Origin of the sequence: Paenibacillus sp. A14 (genome assembly GCF_036864815.1) — a bacterium.
Taxonomy (GTDB): domain Bacteria; phylum Bacillota; class Bacilli; order Paenibacillales; family Paenibacillaceae; genus Fontibacillus; species Fontibacillus sanfengchensis.
Window position 1 is genome coordinate 84,855 of the sequence record NZ_JBAGJD010000009.1, and the last position, 24,213, is coordinate 109,067.

Consider the following 24,213-nt stretch of genomic DNA (forward strand, 5'->3'; position numbering starts at 1 on the left):
AAAAGACCGGTCCGGGCAAAGCCCGGCAGCCGGTCATACCTGCTCATACAGCTGTCTTAAATACGCGGCGCTCGCCTCCATGTCCTCTTCCGGCGTGCTTTCGAGCAGGCCCTGGATATGGGGGCGATTGTATTTCATATAATGCAGCAATGGGCGGAACTGCATTTGCCCCTGACCGACGGGAACGATTTCGAGACGTCCTTGTTCTTCCTTGAAATCCTTCAAGTGGAGGACGGCGATCCGGTCGCCGAGCAGGTCCAGAGCTTCCGCTATAATGTCCTCCTGCTGCAAGTAATTGTCCGGCGAGATGAGGTTGGCACAGTCCAGAATGACCTGGAGGTTCCGCGACGGAACTTCCTCCAGGAGCCGGCGGGTCAACCGAGCCGTGTAGAGCGGATGATGGAGGCCCGCCTCGATCCCTATCGTCACGCCGAATCGTTCGGCTTCCGCCACCATCCACCGGACCGATTCCACCACGCGCTGAAACGCCTCTTCCGTGAAATTCTCCGGCGTATAACCATTCCCGACGCTCCCGGTTTCGGTTCCGACAAGGCTGGCGCCGAAATCGCGGGCCAGGCGGAGGTGGGTGGCAAAATCGGAAAGCGCCCGGTTGCGCTCCGCCGGGTCGGAGGCAACGATGTTGACGTAGCATCCCAGCACGGCCAGGTGAATGTCGGCCCGGCGAAAGGCGCCGCCGTAAAATGCGGCGGTGCCGGGGCTCAGCGCGGAAAAGCTGGGGACGCTGTCCGGGAACGATTTTTTCACGGCGAACTGAATGCAGGTAAAGGAATGGTTCCGGATTTTGGAAATCAGCGTATCCAACGGGACCTGCCCGAAATCATGGGCCCTTACGCCGAGATTGAGCGGGGGATAAGCATAGGGGGTTTCCGCAGTTTCTTTTTTTGCGCTCATGGGCATTCCACCGCCTTCCCCGAGAACAGACTTTCCGCCGCCGTGCCTTTCAGGCAGGCCCGCAGCTCGGCCAGTGCGTCCGATTGCCGGATCGCCTGGGCGACCAGGCGGGCCACCTGACGGGCGCCGACGTCGGAGAAATGCGTGTCGTCCTGAACGCCTTCCGGGTAATTGGGATGGGCCCCGGCCGGCAGATGCATCACCAGATGCCTGGAGCCCGGGGCCCCGAGCGCCCGGAAGAGCTGCTGCGACGCCGCAAAAATGTCGAGCAGCGGCGTTCCCGTGTCCGCCGCGACCTGCCGCAGCGCGGCCGGGTAGGGGCCGACCGCGTCGGGGTCAAGCGTCCCGTCCGCCAGAAAGCGGCGGCGGCTGACCGATGTCAGCAGCACCGGCGCCGCACCCGCCCTGCGGGCGGCATCCACGAACCGCCGCAGATTGTCCTTGTACTCCGTATCGTGATCGGCATAGCGGGCGGGATCCTCCCGTTTTCCGTCATTGTGGCCGAATTGGATGAAGAGGTAGTCGCCGGCCTGAAGGTCTTTTTCAATATGCGCCAGCCTTCCCTCGGCCAAAAACGATTTGGTGCTGCGCCCGTTCACCGCCCGGTTGTCGATCTCCACCGCCGAACCGAAATAATCCTGCAAATATTCGCCCCAACCGGTCATCGGTTTTTCCGCCGCGCCTTTGAGCGCCGCGGTGGAATCCCCCGCTATAAACAGCTTGAAAGACATCGCTGATTTCACTCCTTCCCGTCAAAGTGTTCAAAATCCGAAGTACGACGCCGCGTTGTTGTAAGAGATGTCCTCGACGATCCGGCCGAGGACAACCGCGTCATCCGGCGCCTCCCCGCGGGCAACCCATTCGCCGAGCAGCTCGCACAGCACGCGGCGGAAATACTCGTGGCGCGTGTATGAGAGGAAGCTGCGCGAGTCCGTCAGCATGCCGACAAATCCGGCAAGCAGGCTGTGCTCCGCAAACAGGGAGAGCTGCTGGCGCATCCCGCTGCGCGTATCGTTGTACCACCAGCCCGAGCCTAGCTGGAGCTTGCCGGGCACTTCTTTTTGATAGCAGCCCATCAAGGTCAGCAGCACGGGGTAGTCGTTCGGATTCAGCGAGTACAGAATCGTTTTCGGCAGCCCGGCTCCTTGCTCGGCCCGGTCCAGCAGCTGCGAGAGCGGCTGGGCGAGCGGCAGATCGTTCAGGGCGTCATAGCCGGTATCGGGCCCGAGCCGCCGGAACATCGGCGTGTTGTTGTTGCGGAAGGCGTGAATATGGAGCTGCATCGTCCAGTTGTTCTCCCGGTACATGCCGATCAGCGCCGACAGCAGCTCGGTGCGGTACATCGTGATCTCGTCCGGGGACAAGGCTTCGCCGGCGAGCCTCTTGGCAAAGACGGCCTCGACTTCCGCCGCGTCGCCGGCCCGGTACTTCAGCACATCGAGCGCGTGGTCCGACAGGCGGCAGCCCTGTTCGTGGAAAAAGGCAATGCGCCCTTTAAGCGCTTCCGTCAATGCCGAGTAAGAGCCGATTTTTTGCCCCGCCGCATCCTCCAGCCGCTTCAACCAATCCGGGAACCCGGGGGCGTCTACATTTAGCGCTTTGTCGGGACGGAAGGTCGGGAGGACGCGGAAGTCCTTTTCTTCCTCCCGCAGCAATTGGTGATATTCAAGCGTATCGGCGGGGTCATCGGTCGTGCAGACGAGCTTTACTCCGGAATGCTTGATGATATTCCGCCGTTTGAAGCGCTCGCCGGCCAACTGGGCGTTGACCTCCTCCCAAATTCGGGGAGCTGTTTCTTCGTTCAGCAGTTCCTGAACTCCAAAGAACCGGCGCAGCTCAAGGTGCGTCCAGCTGTACAGCGGATTGCCCACGGTTCTCGGCACGGTTCTCGCCCAGGCGAGAAACTTGTCGTAGTCGGAGGCGTCCCCCGTAATATGGGATTCCGGCACACCGTTGGCCCGCATCAGCCGCCATTTATAATGGTCCCCGGCCAGCCAGGCTTCGGTAAGGTTGCGGAAAGGCAGGTTTTCGTAAATTTCTTTTGGATCGAGATGGCAGTGGTAATCAATAATCGGCATATTGGCGGCGTGCTCGTGATACAGCGTCTTGGCCATGTCGGTGGACAACAAAAAATCATCGTTTAGAACCATGGGGCATGCTCCTTTATATGGTTTGAGATTCCTATGGATATGACTATAACCAAATAATGCAAACCTAGTGCCCAATCAGACATCGTAGTAGGGGAAATTGAGAAATTGAGAAATTGAGAATACATTCTCACGCCCACAGACATCCAAATCGTATGAAGGCCCACGGCGATCAGGGTGCCTAGTTCCTAGTGCACTTTCCAACCCTTCCAGCTCCAAAAGATGCAAATCTGCAGGTATTTAGGTCGATTCCCGAGGGGATGCGAAAAAAGATGCAAATCTGCAGGCATTTTGAAATTGTTATTCCGTACAAGAAAAAAACATGCAGATATGCAGGAATTCAATGTTATCAAGGTTGTCTTGTCTGATGGAGCACTAGGCAGCTGCTGAAGCAAATAGCCGGAAAACTTCCCGCTAATTTGCCAGAAACGGCGTAGATCGGCAGTTGGCTGCTAATTATAGATGGAACTTTTCCAGCTAAACCGGGTCCAGGGCCAAGGGCGGTAAAATAAAGGGCGATTTTCCCGTTAATAGGCGGTTAAGCCCGTAAACGGGTTCCGGTACCCGCGCTTTATCTCTACAACGTAACTCCCGTTTTAAAAATCGCCAACTCCCGCACGTCGTTTTGCTCGTTTCGTGTCTTTTGCCCGCTGGCTACGGCGATAATGTACTCGATAAACTCTTCCAACACTTCGCTCATCGGGGTTTCCAGCAGCGGTCCGGCGTTGAAGTCCATCCAGTGCTTTTTGTTGTTGTACAGCTCGTTGTTGGTGGCGATTTTGACGGTCGGGACGAAGCTGCCGAACGGGGTGCCGCGCCCCGTGGTGAACAGAACAAGCTGGCAATCGGCCGCGGCGAGGGCGGAGGAGGCGACCAGGTCGTTGCCCGGTGCCTGCAGCAGGCTCAGGCCTTTCTTGCGCAGCTTCTCCCCGTATTGCAGCACATCGACGACCGGGGCGGTGCCCGCTTTTTGGGTGCAGCCGAGCGATTTGTCCTCCAGGGTGCTGATGCCGCCCGCCTTGTTTCCTGGGGACGGATTCTCGTAGACCGGCTCGCCGTAGGATAGGAAGTACTGTTTGAAATCGTTGATCAGGGCGACGATTTGCTCGAAGACTTCCCGGTTCTCCGCGCGGGCCATCAGCATTTTCTCGGCGCCGAACATCTCCGGCACTTCCGTTAACACGGTCGTTCCGCCCTGGGCGATGAGGAAGTCGGAGAAGGCGCCCAGAAGCGGATTGGCGGTGATCCCCGAGAATCCGTCCGACCCGCCGCATTTCAGCCCGACGTTCAGCTCGCTGATCGGCACGGGCTCGCGCCGGTCTTCGCGGGCGGCTTCAAAAATCTCCTCCAGCAGCGCCAGTCCCGCTTCGACCTCGTTGCCGACCTCCTGGGCGACGAGGAATTTGATCCGGCTGTCGTCGTAGTCGCCCAGCAGGCTGCGAAACTCGGCGACGATGTTGTTCTCGCAGCCGAGGCCGAAGACGAGCACCCCGCCGGCATTGGGGTGGGTGACGGCATCCAGCAGAATGCTGCGGGTCATCCGGTGGTCGTCGCCGAGCTGCGAGCAGCCGTACGGGTGCTTCAGCACCGTGACGTTGTCGAAGCTTCCGAGGTCGGGATGCTTCGCCTTAAACTCGGCGATCATCATTTCGGCGACCCCGTTCACGCAGCCGACCGTCGGCACGATAAACAAGTCGTTGCGGATGCCGACCTTGCCGCTCCTGCGCCGGTAGCCTTGGAAGGTCAACTGGCGGCGGGGATAAAGGACGGGATGGAGGTCCGGCTCGTACGTGTATGTCTCTTCTCCGGCCAGGTTGGTCTTCAGGTTATGGGTGTGCACCCATTCGCCTTCTTCGATCACGGCCGTCGCCTGCCCGATGGGGTAGCCGTACTTGGTGACGACCTCACCTTCCCGGAACCCGGTTAGCGCAATTTTATGGCCTTGCGGAACGGGTTGTTTGGCCGTGTATACGCGGTCTTCCACAGTGATTTGCTCCCCGGCTTCGATCGGGCGCAGCGCGACCGCGACCGTGTCCCGGGCGTTCATTTTCATGACATCCATCTTCATCAATCGCTGCATACGATTTCGCCTCCTAACGTTTGCTGCAGGGCCGCGCGGCTTCCCGAAGCCTCGAGCAGCTTCAGCATGGAAGCCAGCTTCGCCTCAAGCCCGGGCACAGAGGTGAGATCTTCGCCCCATAACTCCGGTTTGCGAAGAATTGCGCTTATAAACTCATCCGGCCGGCTCCACGCTTCCCGGAATACGGTCAACACTTCCGGGCTGTCCTGCGGCTTCAAACGATCGGCCCGATACCCCAGAAGCAGGGCGGCAAAAGCCAGCGACATGAGCGGCGGCAGTTCTCCGCGTTCCCGGACATAGCGGAGGAGCACCGGCAGAAGCCGCGTCTTGAACTTGGAGATGCTGTTCAGATAAATGGATGTCAGCTCATGGCGGATAAACGGATTTTTGAACCGTTCCAACACCGATTCGGCGTAGGATTCCAGCTCCGGCCGCGGCAGATCCAGCATCGGGATCAGTTCGTCCTGGAGCAGGCGGTCGACGAATGCCGAGAAGACTTCGTCGTTCATCACGTCTTCGACGGTTTCAAGCCCGGCGAGCAGTCCCAGGGAGACCATCGCGGTGTGCGGCCCGTTAAGCAGGTGAACCTTGCGCTCACGGTAAGGCGTCATATCATCCGTGACGACGACGTTCAAACCGGCGGCGGCAAGCGGGAGGCGCTCGCTGAGCCAGGCCGGCCCTTCGATGACCCAGAACAAGAACGGCTCCGCGGTTACCATGAGACTGTCGCGATACCCGAGCTCCTGTTCCAGCTCCGCCGCCTTGTCGCGCGGATAGCCGGGCACGATCCGGTCGACCAGACTGCAGCAGAACGTATTCTCCCGCTGCAGCCAACGGACGAAGTCCTCGCCGAGTCCCCAGTCCTCCGCATACTTGAGCACGATCTCCTTCAGTTTTTCGCCGTTTCGGTCAATCAGTTCGCACGGGATGAGCACGAAGCCTTTTTTTCCAAGTTGGAACCTCTTGTATAAAAGCGCTGTCAATTTGCCCGGAAAACTGATCTGCGGTCCGCCATCCAAGGTATCTTCAGGGCGGTAAGCGATGCCGGCTTCCGTCGTGTTCGAGGTGATAAATTCCAGCTGATCGTCCTCGGCCAGGGCCAGAAAAGCTTCGTAATCCGTGTAGGGATTGATCAGCCGGCTGACACTGGTTACGATTTCGCGGTCATTGACCGTTTGGCGTTCATGGATGCCGTTCAAGAGCACGGTGTAGAGATAGTCCTGTTCGGCCAGCAGGCCGCCCAGGCCGTTCTCCAGCGGCTGAATCAGCACCGCGCTGCCCTGGAACAGTCCTTGCTTGTTCATCTGCTGCAGTTGCCAATCCACAAAGGCGCGCATGAAGTTGCCTTCGCCGAACTGGATCATCTTTTCGGGGTAACTGGGCAAATCAGGATAGGCGGCTCGGGAAAGTCGTTGTGTCATGAGTCATGTTTCGCTCCTTTTCATAATAGAATGAATGATGCACACGTGAACATTTTTATTTAAAAAAAGAGGAAAACCTCTTTCTCTAAACCTATGGTATTTGTATTTGCGCCACCGAGTGGCGGACCATTAACGCGGTTTTTACGAGAACCTGTTCGGGAGCCGTCGTTTGCGGATGCTGCATCAGCTCGATCAGCTTCTTCGTGCCCAGCTCGCTGATATCGACGATCGGTCTGCGGACCGTTGTCAACGCGGGGTTGGTATACTTGGCGAACACGATATCGTCAAAACCGATGAGCGACATCTGCCGCGGAATTTGGATCTCGGCGGCGAAGCAGGCGTTCATGGCCCCGACAGCCATGTCGTCGTTGGCGCAAAACACGCACGTAGGGGGCTCCGGAAGGTTCAGCAGCTCCGTCATCCGCAGGCAGCCGCTTTCGATGCTGTAATCGCCGCCGACGAAATAATCGGCACGGGGGGAGAGCCCGTGAGCCAGCAGGCTGTCGAGGAAGCCCTGCTTCCGTTCCGAGGTCGACTTGAATCCGGCCCTGCCTTCAATCATGGCCAGGCGGCGGTGTCCCCGGGCGATGGCGTAGTCGATCGCCTCCCGCACACCGTCCCGGTCATTGGCCACGACGTTCATGATCCCCGGATCGTCCAGATGACGGTTCAGAACGACGAGCGGAATCCCGGCATTCTTGATATGATATATAAAATCGTTATCCGCGTCGCTTTGGCTCATGACAAGAATACCGTCGAACCGCCGGGCGGAGATGCCGTCCAGATGCCGGATGTTATCGATCCCGTGGACAGTCAGGCTGTAGTTCTCATCCAGAATATGATGGATGCCTTTAATCACGTCGACCAAAAAACTGGCCGATGTCCCCTGGTCAATACTGGAAAAAAATAGCCCAATCGTATACGATTTCTTCATGACGAGACTTTTGGCGTTGAAGTTGGGGACGTAATTCAGTTCCGAGGCGATCCGCTCGATCCTGTCCCGCGTTTCCTTCTTGATGAGCGGATTTCCGTTGAGCGCCCGGGAGACCGTCGTATGGGAAACCCCGGCGACTTTTGCAATGTCTTTAATCGTGACCATTGGACCCTCTGTTTTCGGATTAGTGTTAGTTTCACGTTTTCATTATAATTTTTATATCCTGTTAAAATCAAGAGAAATATATTATGCACACGTTAAAATTATCATTGTCAGTGAACGAATGTAAGCGCTATAATAACTGATACCATACGGTCAAAGGAGCAGCGCCAATGAACAAAGGGAGTATGTTTTACAAAATCTTCATCCCCATTCTCGTGCTTGGAGTTGGCCTTGTAGCCAGTTTTGGAAGTTACATCTATATCAACACCGTGAACTCCGTTCATGAACGGATCGCCGACAGCAAGCAAAATTTCATCACCCAGACGAAAAATAATCTGGAGAACAAGATCCAATCCATCGAATACGCCTTCGATACCTACAGTACGACCACTTCGTTCAGCGACACCGTAACGCATCCGATAACGGAACAGGATTTCATCGCTTACCGGAACGTCAACTCACAGCTGAATTACATTGCCACCATGGGCATGGAAGGGACGGAGTATTCGCTGATCAGCCTGGAGCGGGACTGGCAGATTTCGAACGGCAAGCTGTCAAAACTGAGTGCCGGGGAGCACGAGGCTCTGGTTCGGGCGTATATTGAAGATAAGGATCAAAGCCTGTTCTGGATCAAGACGGATATAGGCATCCGCTTTGTCAACACACTGCCGGTCTTCTCCAAGAAAAAGCAGGCGATCGCCCTGTCGGACATTTCGCTAAACTCCCTGGACCAAACGATCCGGACGGAGGATCACAGCGACGTGTTTATTCTGAACCGGCAGGGGGATCTGATGTATCAGACCAACCCGGAGCAGAATTTCCTCAAAACCGAAGACCTCAAAGACGTTGCCCGCAGGATGGAAGGGGCGGAGCCGACGGGAATGCTGACGCTGGACAGAGCCGGTCATTCGGCCACGCCCATGAAGGTCATTTACGCCAAGTCGGAGTACAACAATTGGATCTATCTCACACTGCTCGATCGTTCGGAAATCGCCGATGCCCTCAAGCTGACGCTGTTCGGGCTTATCACGATGGGGGCTGTCCTGACGCTGCTGATCGTGATTGTGGCTTACATCTTCTCCGTTTACTTTACGAGACCGATTCAGCGCATCAAGCGCAGCCTGCCCGATGACGGGCCCGCCGCCTCCAGGAATGAAGTGGAGTGGATTCTTCACTCCATCGACACGATCATTACGGAAAAAGAAAGCCTGAAAAACCTGATGGAGGCGGAAAAACCGCAGCTGGAAACGCAGCTGATCCTCAATTTGTTCCGAAACAGGGTCACCCCGGAGGAACTGGCGTGGAAGCTGCCGCGCCTCGGATACCGGCAAACGGATGAAATCCAATATGTGACGCTGCTGATCCAACTCGACAGCCTGGGTGAGCGCGAAGCTTCCGATAAGGACGTGCTCCTGCTGGCGATCAACAAGCTGACGGAAGAGCAAATTCCGCCTGAGCACCGCATGCTGCCGATTATTTTAAACGATAAGACGCAGGCCACCATCCTGCTGTTCGACAACAGCATCAGCGAGCAGGAGATCCGCAAGGAGACGCTGGAGCTCGCTACCAGCCTGATGAAGAGCGTGCGCGAATATTTGAAGATTTCCGTCAGCATCGGCATCAGCAAATCGTACGGCAGCTTGCTGGAAAGCAAGGAGGCCTGCGAGATGAGCAAGCTGGCGCTTCATCACCGGCTGAATCTGGGAAAAGAGTCCATCATCTTCTATGCGGACATCTCCAACGTGGTTTCCGGCCCGGTGCTGCTTCATTATCCCGTGGAGCTGGAGTCCAAACTGTTCGACGCGATCCGCCTGGGGGATGAGGAGCAGGTCAGCCAAACCTTGTACCTGCTTTTGGCCGAGATGATGAAGAAGAACAAATACTCGATGAATTTCGAGGTAGCCCTGGTCCGGTTTGTCAATAACCTGATCCAACTGGAACAGGTGCTCGGCATTGAGGTGCTGCTGACGCAGAACAATTACGCGCTGTATCATGTCCTCCTCGATACCCGCAATCCGGAGGAAATCGAACGGATGCTGGTTGAGGAAGTCATTTTCCCGATGGTCCGAAGCATGAAGCACAAAACGAATCAGCAATTCCGCTGTTTGTCGGAAGAGATCGCGACCATCGTTAGAGCCGAGTATGACCAGGAGCTGTCGCTCGATATGATCGCCGAACGCCTGCATTATAATCCCAACTACTTGAGCAGCATTTTCAAAAAAGAGTACGGCACGACCTTCACCGAATACTTGATGAGCTACCGTCTGGATATGGCCAAGAAATGGTTGACCGAAACGGACATGACCATTAAGGAGATCGCCGAGCGGCTGCAGTATCATAAGCCGCAAAACTTTATTCGCTCGTTCCGGAAAAAGGAACATGTCACCCCGGGAGAGTATAGAAAAGCAAGGCAGGCCGTTTAAGCCGTTTAAAAAAGGAGCCTTTCCGCTAAGAGAAAGGCTTCTTTTTTGAGGGGTTGTCAGCTGTTTCTCCTAGCCCTTAACCGAACCGAGCATGGCCCCTTTGACGAAATGGCGCTGGACGAAAGGATAGGCGATCAGCATCGGCACGGTAGCTATGACGATAACCGCCATCTTGATTGTCTGAGCGGGCGGAATGATATCCACGGAGCTGTTATCTCCCTGCATACCGCTGGAGACGATGACGATTTGGCGCAGCAGGACTTGAATCGGCCATTTAAGGGAGTCGTTGATATACAAAATGGCGTTCATATAAGTATTCCAGTAGGCTACCCCGTAAAAGAGCGAGATCGTGGCGATCGACGGCAGCGACAAGGGGAGCATAATTTTGAAGAAGACGCCGAAATCGGTGCATCCGTCGATCTTGGCCGATTCCTCCAGGGACTCCGGCAGCGACTGAAAGAAGTTGCGCATGATAATCAGATTGAATGCATTGATGGCGGTCGGAATAATCATAGACCAGTAAGAATCGATGAGGTGAACGCTTTTGACAACCAGAAAGGTCGGAATCATTCCGCCGCTGAACAGCATGGAAAAAACAACGAGAAAATTGATGGAATTTCGGCCGTACAGATATCTGCGGGACAAGCCGTACGCCATTAAGGCGGTAAGGGCCATGCTCAAGAGGGTTCCGACCAGGGTCACCCCGATCGAGACGCCTAATCCCCTAAATATCGTTGGCGTTGACATAATGTACTTGTAAGCATCAAGGGAAAACGTGGTCGGAAACAAGATGAATTTCTTTGCCACCAGTTCCTGAGTGGAAGCAAACGAACTGGCGATGACATTTACAAAGGGCAGAAGGCAAACCAGAGCGATGAGAGCCAGCAGGGCGCCGTTGACAATCGTAAAAATGCGATCGCCGATGGACTGTTTTTTTCGTTTGTTCGTTCCTAATGTTTGAGTTTGAGCCACTTGTGTATCCTCCTCTTCGTCGATTGACAATTTCACCTTACAACGGATAGGAGGATTACGTATATAATCACCATTTTAGGTCTTTGGCGGGCGATGCCGGGGAGTGAAATTAAGCCGATACTCAACAGCTTAGCAGGTAATCACCAACTTAGGGGAAAGAGCGGAAAAAGCCCGCTGGCATGCCGGATTGTAACCGCTAACATCTAATGATTATATACGGAACGCTTTTCTTCCATTACGCTAGAAAACGTAAAAAGGAAGTTCCAAGGAGGTTGCACTAGTGAAATCATCAAGTGTCGCACCGATGAAGGCGAAATTGGAGCCCAAGCTCAAACGAAAGGCTTCCCCATTGTTTCTCAACAGTTTAAAGCGGAACAAACTGCTATACCTCATGATTTTTCCCGGGCTCCTGTACTTCATTGTATTTAAGTACCTGCCCATGGGGGGATTGGTGATCGCCTTTCAGGATTATCAGCCTTACCAGGGGATTATGGGGAGCCCTTGGGTAGGCCTCAAGCATTTTGAGCGTCTGTTTACGGAGCCCACATTTTTTATGCTCTTAAGCAATACGCTGATCCTGTTTGCGATGAACATCGTATTTTTCTTCCCGCTGCCGATCATTTTGGCGCTGATGCTGAACGAAGTGCGAAAAAAATGGTTCAAAAGCGCAGTTCAAACCATCATTTATATTCCGCACTTTATGTCCTGGGTCATTATCGTTTCGATTACGTATGTGTTTCTGAATGTGGATGGCGGCGTGCTCAATGAACTCCTGGCCTCGCTCGGTTTCAGCAAGATCAGCTTCCTGACCGCTCCGGAATGGTTGCGTACCGTGTACATCGGACAAATCATCTGGAAGGAGCTCGGGTGGTCGACGATCATTTATCTGGCCGCCATCACTGTCGTGGATACGCAGTTGTACGAAGCGGCCGAAATGGACGGTGCGGGGCGCTGGAGAAAAACGTGGCATATTACGCTTCCGGCGATCCGCCCCGTTATCGTTACCCTGTTAATTCTCAAGATCGGCAGCACACTGGATCTCGGTTTCGAGCATATGTACCTGCTGCTGAATTCCTTGAACCGGGAAGTTGCGGAAATTTTCGACACCTACATTTATACGGCCGGCCTGAAGAACGGGCAATTAAGCTTCAGTACGACGGTAGGGCTGTTTAAGGGCCTGGTGGGTCTGACCTTGGTTATGCTGTCCAACAAGCTGGCCAAGAAGTTTGGAGAAGATGGCGTGTACTAAATGTACATCCAAATAAATTTCTTTTAAAAAGGGGTAGACAAAATGAAGTTGAGAATGAAGCAGTTGGCTGTATTGTTATTCTCCAGTGTTCTTCTGTTGTCCGCTTGCGGCGGAAAAGGCAGCGGAGGGGACGGCGGAGAGGCGAAGACCGGCGCGGGGGACGGGAAGGCGGCAATGGACAGCACGGCCAATATCACCTGGATAAATATGCTGCACACCACTTCCACTCCTACCGGCAAAGTCCAATCCATGATTGAAGAGAAGACAAATACGAAAATCAAGTTTTCCTGGATTCCGGATGCGTCCAAAGAGGAGCGGATCAATACCGCGCTCGCGTCCAACTCATTGGCCGATATCGTTACCCTGACGATTCTGGATAACTCGTCCGTTCGGAACGCGCTCAAATCGGGCATGTTTTGGGAAGTGGAGCCTTATCTGGATGAATTCCCGAATTTGGCGACGATTTCCGAAGACAAACGGCGGTCGGCTTCGATTGCCGGCAAGCTTTACGGCGTGCCGTTCCAGAAGGACATGGCTCGCAACGGCGTCATTATCCGGAAAGATTGGCTGGATAAGCTGGGACTGTCGGTGCCGAAAACGACCGATGAATTGATGGCTGTAGCCAAAGCCTTTACCGAGCAGGACCCCGATGGTAACGGAGTCAAGGACACCGTCGGGTTCGCAGACCGCAACGATTTGATCTATGGTGCCTTCAAAACCCTCGGTTCCTATTTCGGAACCCCTAACAACTGGAAGGTGGACGAAAGCGGCAAATTGACACCGGAGTTCGAAACCGAAGGGTATGCCAAGACGATGGATTTTATGAAAACCTTATATGACAACGGATACATTAACAAAGATTTTGCCGTGACGGCCAAGACGGACCAGCAGGAGGCGTTCGCTCAAGGCAGGGCAGGCATCTATGTGGGTGCTTTGTTTGACGGTAAAAATCTGCTGAATTTGAGTAAAGGCGTTCAGGACGGCATGGAACTGGTCCTCGTCAACAATATTACCTCTACCGGCAATGAAAGCGACCGGGCAATTTGGGCAGGAAACAACGGGATCGGCGGTCTGCTGGCCTTCCCTAAATCGGAAGTGAAAGACGAAGCCGAGCTGAAGCGTATTCTGAAATTCGTGAATGATCTGATGGATGAAGAAATTTACGCTTTGATGACTTATGGCATTGAAGGCGTCCACTACACGGTTGATGCGGATATGGCGGTAACGATCCTGGATAATGATTTATGGAAACAGGAAGTGCAGCCGTTCTCCTCTTCCCGTCCGAAGGAGCCCGGATACAAAATTCACGATAAGGATCCATTGAAAGTCGAAGCCAGCAAACTTATTTTAGAGAACGAGAAGTATGCGGTTCTGAATCCGGTATACTCGCTGGAATCGGAAACCTATACGACGATGGGTTCGGAGCTGCAAAAGATCATTACGGACGCCACTTATAAGTACATTCTCGGCTCCTTGGATATGGCGGGCTTCAAGGCAGAGGTAGAAAAGTGGAGAAAGTCCGGCGGTGACAAGATTATCAGCGAATATGAAGCCGCCTACAAAGAAGCGAAATCCTGATTTTTAAGGCAACACCCTATAAACGGGTCCTTACCATGAATTTATGGCAGGGACCGTCATTTTTTAACCGGGAAGGATGTTTGGAACTGATGAAATGGGCTGTGAAGACCGCTAGGTCCGTGATGGAACGGACGCCGAAACTGTACGAAAACGGATACCGTGGCAAATGGTCTTACGACTACGGCGTGGTGCTAAGGGGCTTTGCGCTGCTGTGGAAGATGACGGGGGACGAAGCGTATTTTCAGTATATCCGGGATAATATGGATTACTTTGTCGAGGCAGACGGAAGCGTACGGGGATACCGGCCCGATGAATACAACATCGATCACATCAACAACGGGAAGCTGCTGTTTTTGCTGTACCGGGAAACGGGGCTGGAGAAATACCGTCAGGCGGCTGCCCTGCTGAGATCGCAGTTGGCCACGCATCCGCGCACATCGGAAGGGGCGTTTTGGCACAAGCAAATCTATCCTTATCAAATTTGGCTGGACGGTCTTTATATGGGAGCGCCGTTTTATTTGGAATACTTGCTTACCTTTGAGGACGGAAACGGGCTGGATGATGTGACCAGACAGTTTATCATTTGTGAGAAGCATACGAAAGATCCCGAGACGGGACTGTTGTATCATGCATGGGATGAAAAAAGAGTTCAGCCTTGGTGCGATCCCGCCACCGGGTTGTCCCCGAATTTCTGGGGCCGGTCCCTGGGGTGGTATGTGATGGCGTTGGCGGATGTGCTGGAAATGCTGCCGAAGAGCCACGCCGATTACGGTGAACTCGTCCGGATTTTCCGCGAGGTTCTGACGGCCTTGAACCGTTACCGTGACGAGAATAGCGGAGTCTGGTACCAGGTGGTGAATCTGGGCGACCGCAAAGGCAATTATTTGGAAGCATCGGCCACCAGCATGATTACGCTGGCCATAGCCAAGGGAATTCGCCTTGGATTACTGGCGGAACCATCGTGGCAGGAAACGTTGGATACGGCTTACCGGGGACTGATCGCGGAATTTGTGACGGAAACGAAGGAAGGCTGGGTCAATTTGAACAAAAACTGCCAGGTAGCCGGTTTGGGCGGAGATGACCGCCGGGACGGAACCTTTGCGTATTATATCAGCGAACCGATCATTACGAACGATCTTAAGGGAGTCGGCGCCTTTTTGCAGGCTAGTGCAGAGTATGAAGGACTTCGTGGGTTGTGAGAAGTTCGCGAACAGGAGGAGAACAGATGCAAATATACAGCATTATCGATTATGGCGCGGCCGGGGACGGAGTCACCTTGGCGACCGCGGCGATTCAATCCGCCATCGATGCCGCGAATGCGGCGGGGGGCGGGACGGTCTTCGTTCCATCCGGTACGTTTCTAACCGGTGCAATTTTGATGAAAAGCCATGTCGAGCTGCGGCTGAGCCCGGGTGCCGTGCTGTCCTTCAGTACGGACCCGGCCCATTATGCGGTCGTGAACTCCAGATGGGAGGGCGTGTTGCGGGAGGTTCACGCCTCCTGCATCTTTGGGCAGGGTCTGGAGAACATCGCGATCACGGGCGGAGGCATGCTTGAAGGTAACGGCCAGCCGTGGTGGGACAAGAAACGGACCGCGCCGGAGGAGCTGGAATTCCCGCGGCCGAAGCTGATCAGTTTTCACGGCTGCCGCAGGGTGACGCTGCGGGATTTGAACCTGGTCAATTCCCCGAGTTGGACGGTGAATCCGATTCTCTGCTCCGATGTCACGATCGATAATTTGTCGATTCTGAATCCCGCCGATTCGCCGAACACGGACGGCATCAATCCGGAATCGTGCCGGAATGTGCGGATCAGCAATTGCCACATCGATGTCGGGGACGATTGCATCGCGATCAAAGCCGGTACTGAGGATACCGCGGAGCGGATTCCTTGCGAGAATATTACGATCACGAATTGTACGATGGTTCACGGACACGGAGGCGTTGTGCTGGGCAGCGAGATGAGCGGCGGCATTCGCAATGTCACGATCACCGGCTGCGTATTCCAGCATACCGACCGCGGGATTCGTCTGAAATCGCGGCGCGGGCGCGGAGGGGTCGTGGAGGATATCCGCATCAGCAATATCGTTATGGATAACGTGATCTGTCCGTTCATCCTGAATCTGTACTATTTTTGCGGGCCGCGCGGTAAAGACAAGTACGTATGGGACAAAAATCCATACCCCGTCACGGAAGAAACGCCGTGTTTCCGGCGCATTCACTTCGCCAACATTACCGCCCGCCGGGTGCAGGCGGCCGCCGGTTTTTTGTACGGTTTGGCCGAACAATACATTTCCGAGATTACGTTTGATCATATCGATATCTCCATGGCGGAGGATGCCGTTCCCGGGGTCCCGGCCATGATGGCGGGCATTGGCGAGATGACAGGCAGGGGCTTTTTCCTCGGAAATGTCAGGCAGGTGCGGTTTCATCACGTCACGATCGAGAACCATGAGGGACCCGCTTTTTATGTGGAAAATGGGGAGCAGGTGACGGTCGAACATTGCGAGTCCAGAAATACGAAGCGTCCCGAAAAGCTGTTGGAACAGGTGACGGTCGCGCCCGAACAACAGAATGCGGGAGTTTAGGAGGAGAACACGTCGATGACTGCGGAAGAAAAAATGGCGGGTTATGTACATAACCCCATCCTGCCGGGGTTTAATCCGGATCCTTGTATTTTGCGAGTGGGGAACGTGTATTACATTGCCGTTTCCACGTTTGAATGGCTCCCCGGTGTCCGGGTGTACGAGTCGTCCAATCTGGCCGATTGGGAGCATTGCACGGATATTTTGACCCATCAGGTGGATTTGAGAGGGAATCCGAAAAATTGCAGCATTTGGGCGCCCCAACTGAGCTATCATGACGGATTGTTTTATCTGTTGTATACCGATGTGAAAAGCACGAAGCGTCCTTTTAAGGACTGCCACAATTATCTAATTACGGCTCCGTCGATTCACGGTCCGTGGTCCGAGCCGGTCTACCTCAACAGCAGCGGCTTTGATCCGTCCCTGTTCCACGATGACGATGGCCGCAAATGGCTGCTGAATTGCCTGTGGGATTACCGCATTACCGAAAGCAACAAATCGAGCGGGATCGTCATCCAGGAATATGACCCCCGTTTGGGTCAACTGGTAGGCGAACCGAAGAAGTTGTTCGATTGCACGCCGTTGAAAAAAACGGAGGCCCCGCACATTTATAAGCAAAACGGCTACTATTATCTCATCACGGCCGAAGGGGGAACCGGCTCCGGGCATGCCGTTACGGTAGCCCGCTCGAAGGAACTGCTTGGCCCTTACGAGGTCGATCCGCTGAATCCGATGCTGACCTCGCGGAATGATCCGGAACTGGCGTTGCAGTGCGCGGGTCACGGCAGTCTGGTTCAGACGCCCGGCGGCGAATGGTACATGGCGCATTTGTGTACGCGTCCGGTTGACGGGCAATACGCCATTTTGGGGAGAGAAACCGCCCTGCAGCGGGTGGTTTGGGATGAGCAAGGCTGGCTTCGTCTGGGCGCGGACGGGAATGTTCCACAGCTCAAGGTGCCGCTGCCCGGAGGCGTTACGCCGAAAGAGATGTCAACGGATTTTGAAGATGATTTCTCGGGACCCGGGCTGAAGAAAAACTGGAACACGCTGCGGATTTTGGCGGACGAAAGCTGGTGTTCGCTGGCCGCGCGTAGGGGCTATTTGCGAATTTATGCGGGCGAGTCCGTCCAAAGCTTGTTCCGCCACCATATTCTGGCGATTCGTCAGACGGACAAATCGTTCCGCGCGGAAACGCAGGTGGAATCGAGTCCCGCTTCTTATTTGCAAATGGCCGGGCTGATGCTTTACTTGAACGAAGATAACTATTGGTACGCTTGCGTCAGTTATGAAGAGGGCCTGGGCAAGGTGCTGCGGCTGATGCGCTGCGAAAAGGATGAATTCGTGCTCGATGCGGATGCCGTTGAGCTTAGGGGGGCCCGGGCGGTTCAACTGGCCGTGGACGTCAATGGAATAGACGGCCGATTCTTCTATCGGGAGGACGATGGGGAACCGTGGCGCCCTTTGGGCACGACATGGAACATAGGGTTCTTGTCCGGCGGGTTTACCGGCAATTTTATCGGCATCGCGGCTCACGATATGAACCGGTTCGGCGGCAGTTTCGCCGACTTCGCCTACTTCCGGTATCGGGGCAGGGACGGCAAGCCTGACAACGAGGATGCCGAATAATCTGGCGGACCGGTGCAAAAACGGCAAGGGAGGAAGGATAACATGGATCGGAACCGTGGACAAGATCATGCGCGGGAACAACTGCTTGGCCTCCTTGGAGATCTTCCCGATGGCGGGCCGATAGAAGCCAGGCTGTTGAAGCGGGAGGAGTACGACGGTTTTTTTCTGGAGACATTGCTGCTGGATCTGAACGGGATCGAGCCTGTCCCGGCGTATGTCGCTAAACCGCGGGAGGGGGACGGCCCCTTCCCGCTGGTGATCTTCAATCATTCCCACGGGGGCAACTATGCGAATGGCCGCAGGGAACTGCTCCAGAGCAGCCCTTACCTGCAGGAGCCTTCGTTTGCCAAGGCGCTGACCGCCATGGGCTGCGCGGTTTGCTGCATCGATATGTGGGCGTTCAACGAACGCGCCGGCAAAACCGAGAGCGAGCTCGTCAAGGAGATGCTGTGGCACGGCCGGGTCATGTGGGGCATGATGCTGTACGACAACCGCCGCCTTCTCGATTACATGATCTGCCGGGACGATATCGATGGCACCCGAATCGCCACGATCGGGATGTCCATGGGCGGGTTGATGGCCTGGTGGCTGGCGGCGCTTGACGAGCGCATCAAGGTGACGGTCGATATATGCGGCCAGGTGGAGGCCGCGACGCTCATCGCCAAGCGGGGCCTGGATCACCACGGCTTCTACTCCTATGTCCCGGGGCTGCTCAAGCATTTCAGCACGTTGGACATTCAGAAGCTGATCGTGCCCCGCCCCAGAATGAGCCTGACCGGCCGGAACGATCGGCTGTGCCCGCCCGAAGGCGTGGAGCTGCTGGCGGCGGGTCTAGCCGAAGCTTATGCCGCCGCCGGCGTGCCGGATCATTGGCAGCCGCTGATCGGGGGCGGCGGGCATATGGAGACGGCGGAGCTGCGGGCGGCCTGGCAGCCGTTCTTGCTCCGGCACCTGATGGGGGACGGATGATGATCGAATGGTTGGTAGGGGCGGAAGCTTATTGTGATTTTGCCACGGTTCAGGCGGCGGTGGATGCCGCGGAATGCATCCCCGAAGCAGAGCCGGTGCGTATTTATATCTTGTCCGGCGTTTACCGGGAGGCGGTGCGGATTTATCGCTCCCATCTCCGGCTTACCGGCATTGGCCCGGTGGAAATCACGATGGATCGCTGCGCCAAAGACCTGGATGAATGCGGACGCGAAATCGGCACGTTCGCCACACCGACGTTATTCCTGGGCGGGACCGGGCTGATCCTTGAAAATTTGACCTTGTCCAATACGGCGGGGCAGGGGGATGACGTGGGTCAGGCGCTCGCCGTCTATGCCCACTGCGACAAGACCGTGTTTCGGAATTGCGCTTTTAAAGGGCACCAGGATACGTTATGTACGGGACCGTTGCCGCCCGTGCAAAAAAACGGCGAACCGTTCGGCGGTATTCCGCTGCGGAACCGCTGGTCCGGATGCCGGCAGTTGTACCGGCACTGCCTGATTGAAGGCACGGTCGATTTTATCTTCGGCGGGGCAGCCGCGTTCTTTGAATGCTGCGAGATTCGCAGCCTTCCGCACGCGAAAGCGGGACATCCCGGATACATCACCGCCGCTTCCACCCCGGAGGGCCAGCGGCACGGGTTCGTATTCCGGGATTGCTGGCTGACCGCCGCCCCGGGGGTCCCCGAGGCTTCGGTCTACCTGGGACGGCCTTGGCGCAAGCATGCCAAGACGGTGTTCGTGAATTGCCGGACGGGCGGGCATGTCCATCCCCAAGGATGGCATAACTGGGGCGATCCCGCCAATGAGTCGACCGTTTATTACGGCGAATTCGGCGTAAGCGATGCCAAGCGGCTGCGTCTGCAGCGGGTTCCCTGGGCGGTCTGCTCCGGGGAAGATGGAGCAGTCGGGGGCGACGATGACCTGGCCTGCTCTTGGGGGAAGAAAGCCGGAGATAGACCGTGAATATGCAAGTGAAATCCCGGCCGATTTGAGTTAGACAATGGAATAGGGGTCAAAGATTCGGTTCCGTTTCCTTTGCGATTGCATCCCAGTTATAATGATTTCATAGAACGAAATGCTGTTCGAAACGGACAAAGCAAATATCGCATCCCCTCGTAAATCAGCCTAAATACCTGCAGATTTGCATCTTTTGGAATTGGGAGGGTTGGAAAGTTGGGAGAAACGTGGACGGCTTCAATGAACGGTGCGCCATGGACTAGAAACAAAATGAACAAGGCCATTAAGTTGTTAGAACCAAGAGCCACCATTTCATATGTCATTGATATCGACAAAATTGAGGATTTATTGGATTTGGATCAACATGTATTTGCAAAACGTCAGGATTTGATTTTATCCATCAGTTGCGTGGACACGAAAAGTCGTTATACAACGGAACTGTTGAGAACTGTAGCACAGTTAAAACATGTTTTTGCCCTAAAGTTGAACTTAAATCAAAGCTGCGATTTGAGTATGTTAAGTCAGCTTTGTCATTTGAATTATCTATCTATCGCTAGTAAAAAAACGATTAGCCTCGATTTTGTGACCGACTTTAAGCAATTGCGATTCCTTTCGCTAGATGGGCAATTTACCGATTTAAGTCCTGTCGGAAATTGCTCTCGGCTGGATACGTTGATTTTGCGCTGTACTATAGATGAACTAGGTTTCGTTAGCCGCCTGCCACTGATTCACTGCCTCTATATTCATGATTGCAGCTTGGAAAGTCCATTGAGCACATTGGCGGATTCAAATATCAAGATACTTAGCCTGGCATCCATACGCAATTTGCTTAGTTTGGACGCATTGGCATCGCTGCACCAACTTCATTTTCTTCACTTATCGCTACCCAAAGTGGAGTTTTTATGCGATTTTTCTAATATGAAGCAGCTTATGCAACTGGAGCTTAATCGGATGAAATCATTAAAGAATATCGATTTGTTACGAACCGCGCAGCGTTTGGAGAGCTTAAAATTGTGCGAGATTTCTCCAGCGATCAAAGCCCGCGATTTCGAACCGATACTTCATTTGCAACATTTGCGGGAACTGGATTTTCGTTTCATTGACTTTAATAAGAAACGAATTGCAGCCATGCGCGAACTTGTAATTCAAGCAGGATTGGAACATATCCTCCACGAAAATATTCCCGAGGATCGGTTAAATCCCTCCATAGCGGATAAACATACGGCCAAATACAAACTTGGTACAGGGTAAAAAAATACGAATACGACCGCTACCGAAGTAGACGGTCTCCCCACTTAACCCCCAATACCTCCTCCGCGTCGGCAATCTGCACAACGAGCACCGTAATGTCGGCCGCCGGGTGGCGGCGGGCGAGATTAGGCAGCAGAATGCCGAGCTCTTCCTCGTCGTCGCGCTTCAGGACGAGGTCCTCCAGGAGAACGGAGGCGACGATCCGGTCCTCGAAGCCTTCGGGTTCAAACGGCTCGAAAGGCCCCCGGAGCGGCAAATACAAGATGTCGCTCCAGTTCGGCTCTCCCGGATCGAACCTGATAACCAGCTGCAGCGGCCGGATTTCCTCGGATACAAAGTCGCAATAGAGAGCGAGCTTCATCTTAATTTCCTCCGGAATTGCCGCTCAGCTGCCGCTCCAACTGAGCCATGATCCGTTTGGTTTCCCCCGACCATGGGGAGACGGATTGCCTCTGGCGGTCCGCTTCCTTGGCGGCGGCGATCAGGCTGCCGTGGAGCACCCGCCGTTGGATTTGGTCCAGACGATGCTCCGCCAGCCCGCAGGGTACTCGGAAGGTTTCCGCCAAGTATGCGATCGCTTCGGAGCGCTGATCCGGCACCGGCAGCTTGGCGAACATATAGAAAGGAATGGCCGCATAGAGTACGAACTGTTCCGCTTCCGTCTCCTGGGCGCTCTTGAACATAGCGGGCATGATTCGCTGATCTCCGGCATGCCTGAGGACATGGCATAATTCATGGAAAAAAATTACCCGGGCGGTTACATCGTCCGCATGCTTGTTCAGGAAAATCACCCGCTCTTCATTGTCGGAAAAAGACGGGCACTCCTCATAAACCAGATCGATATCGAAGGCGTTCGCGATATGTTCAATATCGTGCTCCGCCGGACTAATGATGCCATGAGTCAAATATTTGCCGCTGATCCATTGCTCCAACTCGGTTTCCCTATAGTAGGAGAATAACATGAAATCACCTCAAAAAGAGAATATATGTTCGGTATGTAACGGAAAAGAAGGGCCCTTAGTCATGAAGGGCCTGATTCTGGTTGTAGACTTGTCTGAAGATACTTATTCGACGCGCCTCTATTAATTCCTTTAATTTTTTGTATTTTCGTTGCCGCCGTCGAGCAGCTTTTTCTTCTGTTCCCGGTAGGCCTTGAGCGCGGCTTCCATCATCGCGATTTCGTCCGACGTGTAGGCTTCGGGTCCTCCGTAAAAAGACATGCTCGCTCCCTTGTCGTAAGACTCCGAAGGCACCTCGGTCCGGCCGAGCAGGTAGTCCGCGCTGCTGTCCAAGGCGTCCGCGATGCCGCGCAGCGCCTCGGGATCCGGCTTCCGGTCGCCGGTTTCGTACCGGGACAGTTGAACGACGGTTAATCCCGCTGCGGATGCGAGATCTTTTTGCGTCATATTCTTTTTCTCCCTAAGGAATTTGATCCGATCCCCAAGACTCTGCATTGGAACTCCCCGTTTTTTATGGTTTCCTTTAGTATAACACGAAGTTGCCAAAATGGTAAATCAAGTTTGTAAATAAGTTTGGGAAATAATTGACATTACCATTTTGGTAATATAAAATAAGATTAAAGTTACCATAATGGCAAATCACAATAGATTATTGAGAATGTTTAGGAGGAAAAACTGTTTTTTAGAAAAGCAGTGGTGGGATGGTTGTTACCAAATTGGCAAGTAATTGATGGGAATATGTTCAGGGAGGGATCGCCGTGGGAAGAAGACGTACACATCCGTTTATAACCGTATTTGATACCATGTCCATTGATTATGCCGCTACGCGGGCAGCAGTCGAAAAGCGGCTGGAGGAGGTGCGGCAGTTCCGGCAAATCGGTTTTGTCCGTCAGCAAGCGGGGATGACGGTCAACTACGAACCGAGGTTCCACGGGGCCACCCATGTGATCAGCAAGCCGGCAGAGCGAACGGCCATCCGGAATGTGGACCGTGAGGCCGAGTTGATCCGCAAGTCGGAGCTGCTCGATCAGGCGATGGAGCGTCTCACAAAGATTCAGCGCGAAGTGATCGAGCGCAGCTATCTGGATGACGAGGGCGAGTACGACTTTATCAGCTGCGGGGAAATGGGGATCAGCGACCGCACCTACCGCCGCATCAAAGCCGACGCGATCCGCATCCTCGCGCTGGCGATGAAGCTTGAGATGTGCGCGAACGATGCGGTGCCGGAGGCGCGGGAGGGGTAGGAGGAGAAGAAGGAGAAGGCCGGCCGGAACGCCGGCTTTTTTCGATTGTAAATTCCTGCCATTAAGATGATTGCAATTTTCAGGAGATTACTTTATGTTTGGATCTCATTCGCTTGACTGCGGAATGGACGGAAGATTTGATCATACTTTCGCTGCAATTCATCAGCTGCGCCGTTTCTTTTATTGTGTATCCATGAATGATGCGAAGTTCCACGATCCGGCGGTGTTGTTGATTACCGATCAGTGAGACCATCTCGTGAACTCCCTCCTCGATTTCCAACTCCAAGGTATCCTGGTAGAAGCGGGGGGAATTAAGGCGGCTATCCCGTTTCGCTGTCCGTACCTTTTTTCTGAACGCGTCGATGGCCAGATTCCGGGCAATCACTTTTAAATAGTAAGGGATACGGGATTCTTCAAGTTCTGATTTCACATTCATCAGACGGATGAAGCAATCCTGCACAAGGTCCTCCACATCCTGCTGATGACGCAGTATCCGGGATAAATACCTCATTAGTTCCGCTCTATATTGAATATAAGCTTCATTAAGATGTCTTTGGTCCAGCATAAACATGAATTCCCCTTTAAGCATAAATTTCCAGCACTCAGCTTCAAACATGACTTGGCTGTAACACAGTATAATGGGCTTATGTATCCAGAGCATGGATATTTGTATCCGATTTGTAACATTTCAGTTGTTTTTCTGTTCAAACCGGCTTCTTGCATTC

The 24,213-nt window shown here is 54.2% G+C and carries 21 protein-coding genes; 10 read left to right on the plus strand and 11 right to left on the minus strand.

Features of this window, described 5'->3' with window-relative positions; all coding sequences use genetic code 11:
- Positions 1–33: 33 nt before the first annotated feature.
- From V4U88_RS20915 to V4U88_RS20940, 6 genes are all read right to left on the minus strand, one after another.
- Complete coding sequence (locus tag V4U88_RS20915) at positions 34–912, minus strand: sugar phosphate isomerase/epimerase family protein (protein ID WP_334075193.1); 879 nt, start codon at positions 910–912, stop codon at positions 34–36.
- Positions 909–1,643 carry a rhamnogalacturonan acetylesterase gene (locus tag V4U88_RS20920; protein ID WP_334075194.1) on the minus strand — a complete coding sequence of 245 codons (735 nt, stop codon included), beginning with the start codon at positions 1,641–1,643 and terminating at the stop codon, positions 909–911. Before V4U88_RS20920 ends, V4U88_RS20915 begins: the two co-directional genes overlap by 4 nt.
- 30 nt (positions 1,644–1,673) lie before the next feature.
- Positions 1,674–3,062 (minus strand): glucuronate isomerase, encoded by a 1,389-nt coding sequence (gene uxaC, locus V4U88_RS20925; protein WP_334075195.1) that lies wholly within the window; start codon positions 3,060–3,062, stop codon positions 1,674–1,676.
- 574 nt (positions 3,063–3,636) lie between these two features.
- Positions 3,637–5,139 (minus strand): UxaA family hydrolase, encoded by a 1,503-nt coding sequence (locus tag V4U88_RS20930; RefSeq protein WP_334075196.1) that lies wholly within the window; start codon positions 5,137–5,139, stop codon positions 3,637–3,639.
- On the minus strand, positions 5,127–6,560 hold the full coding sequence (locus tag V4U88_RS20935; protein ID WP_334075197.1) for a tagaturonate reductase: 1,434 nt from the start codon (positions 6,558–6,560) through the stop codon (positions 5,127–5,129). Before V4U88_RS20935 ends, V4U88_RS20930 begins: the two co-directional genes overlap by 13 nt.
- Positions 6,561–6,651: 91 nt before the next feature.
- Positions 6,652–7,659 carry a LacI family DNA-binding transcriptional regulator gene (locus V4U88_RS20940; protein WP_334075198.1) on the minus strand — a complete coding sequence of 336 codons (1,008 nt, stop codon included), beginning with the start codon at positions 7,657–7,659 and terminating at the stop codon, positions 6,652–6,654.
- 167 nt (positions 7,660–7,826) lie between these two features.
- On the opposite strand from V4U88_RS20940, the gene V4U88_RS20945 reads away from it, so the two are divergent.
- Entirely contained in the window at positions 7,827–10,079 is a 2,253-nt protein-coding gene (locus tag V4U88_RS20945; protein ID WP_334075199.1) for an AraC family transcriptional regulator, read from the plus strand.
- A 69-nt stretch (positions 10,080–10,148) separates the two neighbouring features.
- On the opposite strand, the gene V4U88_RS20950 is transcribed toward V4U88_RS20945, so the two are convergent.
- A complete protein-coding gene (locus tag V4U88_RS20950; RefSeq protein WP_334075200.1) occupies positions 10,149–11,051 on the minus strand; it encodes a carbohydrate ABC transporter permease in 903 nt (300 codons plus the stop codon).
- 304 nt (positions 11,052–11,355) lie between these two features.
- Between V4U88_RS20950 and V4U88_RS20955 the strand changes: the two genes are divergently transcribed.
- The 8 genes from V4U88_RS20955 (at position 11,356) to V4U88_RS20990 (ending at position 21,285) form a co-directional block, all read left to right on the plus strand.
- Positions 11,356–12,300 carry an ABC transporter permease gene (locus V4U88_RS20955; protein ID WP_334075315.1) on the plus strand — a complete coding sequence of 315 codons (945 nt, stop codon included), beginning with the start codon at positions 11,356–11,358 and terminating at the stop codon, positions 12,298–12,300.
- A gap of 42 nt (positions 12,301–12,342) precedes the next feature.
- Complete coding sequence (locus tag V4U88_RS20960) at positions 12,343–13,878, plus strand: extracellular solute-binding protein (protein ID WP_334075201.1); 1,536 nt, start codon at positions 12,343–12,345, stop codon at positions 13,876–13,878.
- 89 nt (positions 13,879–13,967) lie between these two features.
- Positions 13,968–15,077 carry a glycoside hydrolase family 88/105 protein gene (locus V4U88_RS20965; RefSeq protein ID WP_334075202.1) on the plus strand — a complete coding sequence of 370 codons (1,110 nt, stop codon included), beginning with the start codon at positions 13,968–13,970 and terminating at the stop codon, positions 15,075–15,077.
- 26 nt (positions 15,078–15,103) lie between these two features.
- Positions 15,104–16,465 (plus strand): glycoside hydrolase family 28 protein, encoded by a 1,362-nt coding sequence (locus tag V4U88_RS20970; RefSeq protein ID WP_334075203.1) that lies wholly within the window; start codon positions 15,104–15,106, stop codon positions 16,463–16,465.
- A gap of 15 nt (positions 16,466–16,480) precedes the next feature.
- A complete protein-coding gene (locus tag V4U88_RS20975) occupies positions 16,481–18,088 on the plus strand; it encodes a glycoside hydrolase family 43 protein (RefSeq protein ID WP_334075204.1) in 1,608 nt (535 codons plus the stop codon).
- A gap of 42 nt (positions 18,089–18,130) precedes the next feature.
- The gene (locus V4U88_RS20980; RefSeq protein WP_334075205.1) at positions 18,131–19,057 is read left to right on the plus strand and encodes a dienelactone hydrolase family protein; all 927 of its coding nucleotides are present in this window, start codon (positions 18,131–18,133) and stop codon (positions 19,055–19,057) included.
- Positions 19,057–20,040, plus strand: coding sequence for a pectinesterase family protein (locus V4U88_RS20985; RefSeq protein WP_334075316.1), 984 nt, complete (start codon positions 19,057–19,059; stop codon positions 20,038–20,040). Before V4U88_RS20980 ends, V4U88_RS20985 begins: the two co-directional genes overlap by 1 nt.
- Positions 20,041–20,250: 210 nt before the next feature.
- The gene (locus V4U88_RS20990; RefSeq protein WP_334075206.1) at positions 20,251–21,285 is read left to right on the plus strand and encodes a hypothetical protein; all 1,035 of its coding nucleotides are present in this window, start codon (positions 20,251–20,253) and stop codon (positions 21,283–21,285) included.
- Between the two features lie 19 nt (positions 21,286–21,304).
- Here the strand turns inward: V4U88_RS20990 and V4U88_RS20995 are convergent, their stop codons facing one another.
- From V4U88_RS20995 to V4U88_RS21005, 3 genes are all read right to left on the minus strand, one after another.
- Positions 21,305–21,646 (minus strand): hypothetical protein, encoded by a 342-nt coding sequence (locus V4U88_RS20995; protein ID WP_334075207.1) that lies wholly within the window; start codon positions 21,644–21,646, stop codon positions 21,305–21,307.
- A gap of 1 nt (position 21,647) precedes the next feature.
- Entirely contained in the window at positions 21,648–22,247 is a 600-nt protein-coding gene (locus tag V4U88_RS21000; RefSeq protein ID WP_334075208.1) for an ImmA/IrrE family metallo-endopeptidase, read from the minus strand.
- Between the two features lie 129 nt (positions 22,248–22,376).
- Positions 22,377–22,739 (minus strand): helix-turn-helix domain-containing protein, encoded by a 363-nt coding sequence (locus V4U88_RS21005; protein WP_334075209.1) that lies wholly within the window; start codon positions 22,737–22,739, stop codon positions 22,377–22,379.
- Between the two features lie 263 nt (positions 22,740–23,002).
- Here V4U88_RS21005 and V4U88_RS21010 point away from each other — a divergent pair, with 263 nt between their 5' ends.
- Complete coding sequence (locus V4U88_RS21010; protein ID WP_334075210.1) at positions 23,003–23,488, plus strand: ArpU family phage packaging/lysis transcriptional regulator; 486 nt, start codon at positions 23,003–23,005, stop codon at positions 23,486–23,488.
- Positions 23,489–23,567: 79 nt separating this feature from the next.
- On the opposite strand, the gene V4U88_RS21015 is transcribed toward V4U88_RS21010, so the two are convergent.
- Positions 23,568–24,104, minus strand: a complete 537-nt coding sequence (locus V4U88_RS21015) for an RNA polymerase sigma factor (protein WP_334075211.1) — start codon at positions 24,102–24,104, stop codon at positions 23,568–23,570.
- Positions 24,105–24,213 lie beyond the last annotated feature (109 nt).

What these genes read in the sequence shown, in the direction of transcription:
- V4U88_RS20915 (WP_334075193.1), bottom strand. Translation starts at nt 912, where the DNA reads ATGAGCGCAAAAAAAGAAACTGCGGAAACCCCCTATGCTTATCCCCCG.
- V4U88_RS20920 (WP_334075194.1), bottom strand. Translation starts at nt 1,643, where the DNA reads ATGTCTTTCAAGCTGTTTATAGCGGGGGATTCCACCGCGGCGCTCAAA.
- uxaC (WP_334075195.1), bottom strand. Translation starts at nt 3,062, where the DNA reads ATGGTTCTAAACGATGATTTTTTGTTGTCCACCGACATGGCCAAGACG.
- V4U88_RS20930 (WP_334075196.1), bottom strand. Translation starts at nt 5,139, where the DNA reads ATGCAGCGATTGATGAAGATGGATGTCATGAAAATGAACGCCCGGGAC.
- V4U88_RS20935 (WP_334075197.1), bottom strand. Translation starts at nt 6,560, where the DNA reads ATGACACAACGACTTTCCCGAGCCGCCTATCCTGATTTGCCCAGTTAC.
- V4U88_RS20940 (WP_334075198.1), bottom strand. Translation starts at nt 7,659, where the DNA reads ATGGTCACGATTAAAGACATTGCAAAAGTCGCCGGGGTTTCCCATACG.
- V4U88_RS20945 (WP_334075199.1), top strand. Translation starts at nt 7,827, where the DNA reads ATGAACAAAGGGAGTATGTTTTACAAAATCTTCATCCCCATTCTCGTG.
- V4U88_RS20955 (WP_334075315.1), top strand. Translation starts at nt 11,356, where the DNA reads ATGAAGGCGAAATTGGAGCCCAAGCTCAAACGAAAGGCTTCCCCATTG.
- V4U88_RS20960 (WP_334075201.1), top strand. Translation starts at nt 12,343, where the DNA reads ATGAAGTTGAGAATGAAGCAGTTGGCTGTATTGTTATTCTCCAGTGTT.
- V4U88_RS20965 (WP_334075202.1), top strand. Translation starts at nt 13,968, where the DNA reads ATGAAATGGGCTGTGAAGACCGCTAGGTCCGTGATGGAACGGACGCCG.
- V4U88_RS20970 (WP_334075203.1), top strand. Translation starts at nt 15,104, where the DNA reads ATGCAAATATACAGCATTATCGATTATGGCGCGGCCGGGGACGGAGTC.
- V4U88_RS20975 (WP_334075204.1), top strand. Translation starts at nt 16,481, where the DNA reads ATGACTGCGGAAGAAAAAATGGCGGGTTATGTACATAACCCCATCCTG.
- V4U88_RS20980 (WP_334075205.1), top strand. Translation starts at nt 18,131, where the DNA reads ATGGATCGGAACCGTGGACAAGATCATGCGCGGGAACAACTGCTTGGC.
- V4U88_RS20985 (WP_334075316.1), top strand. Translation starts at nt 19,057, where the DNA reads ATGATCGAATGGTTGGTAGGGGCGGAAGCTTATTGTGATTTTGCCACG.
- V4U88_RS20995 (WP_334075207.1), bottom strand. Translation starts at nt 21,646, where the DNA reads ATGAAGCTCGCTCTCTATTGCGACTTTGTATCCGAGGAAATCCGGCCG.
- V4U88_RS21000 (WP_334075208.1), bottom strand. Translation starts at nt 22,247, where the DNA reads ATGTTATTCTCCTACTATAGGGAAACCGAGTTGGAGCAATGGATCAGC.
- V4U88_RS21005 (WP_334075209.1), bottom strand. Translation starts at nt 22,739, where the DNA reads ATGCAGAGTCTTGGGGATCGGATCAAATTCCTTAGGGAGAAAAAGAAT.
- V4U88_RS21015 (WP_334075211.1), bottom strand. Translation starts at nt 24,104, where the DNA reads ATGTTTGAAGCTGAGTGCTGGAAATTTATGCTTAAAGGGGAATTCATG.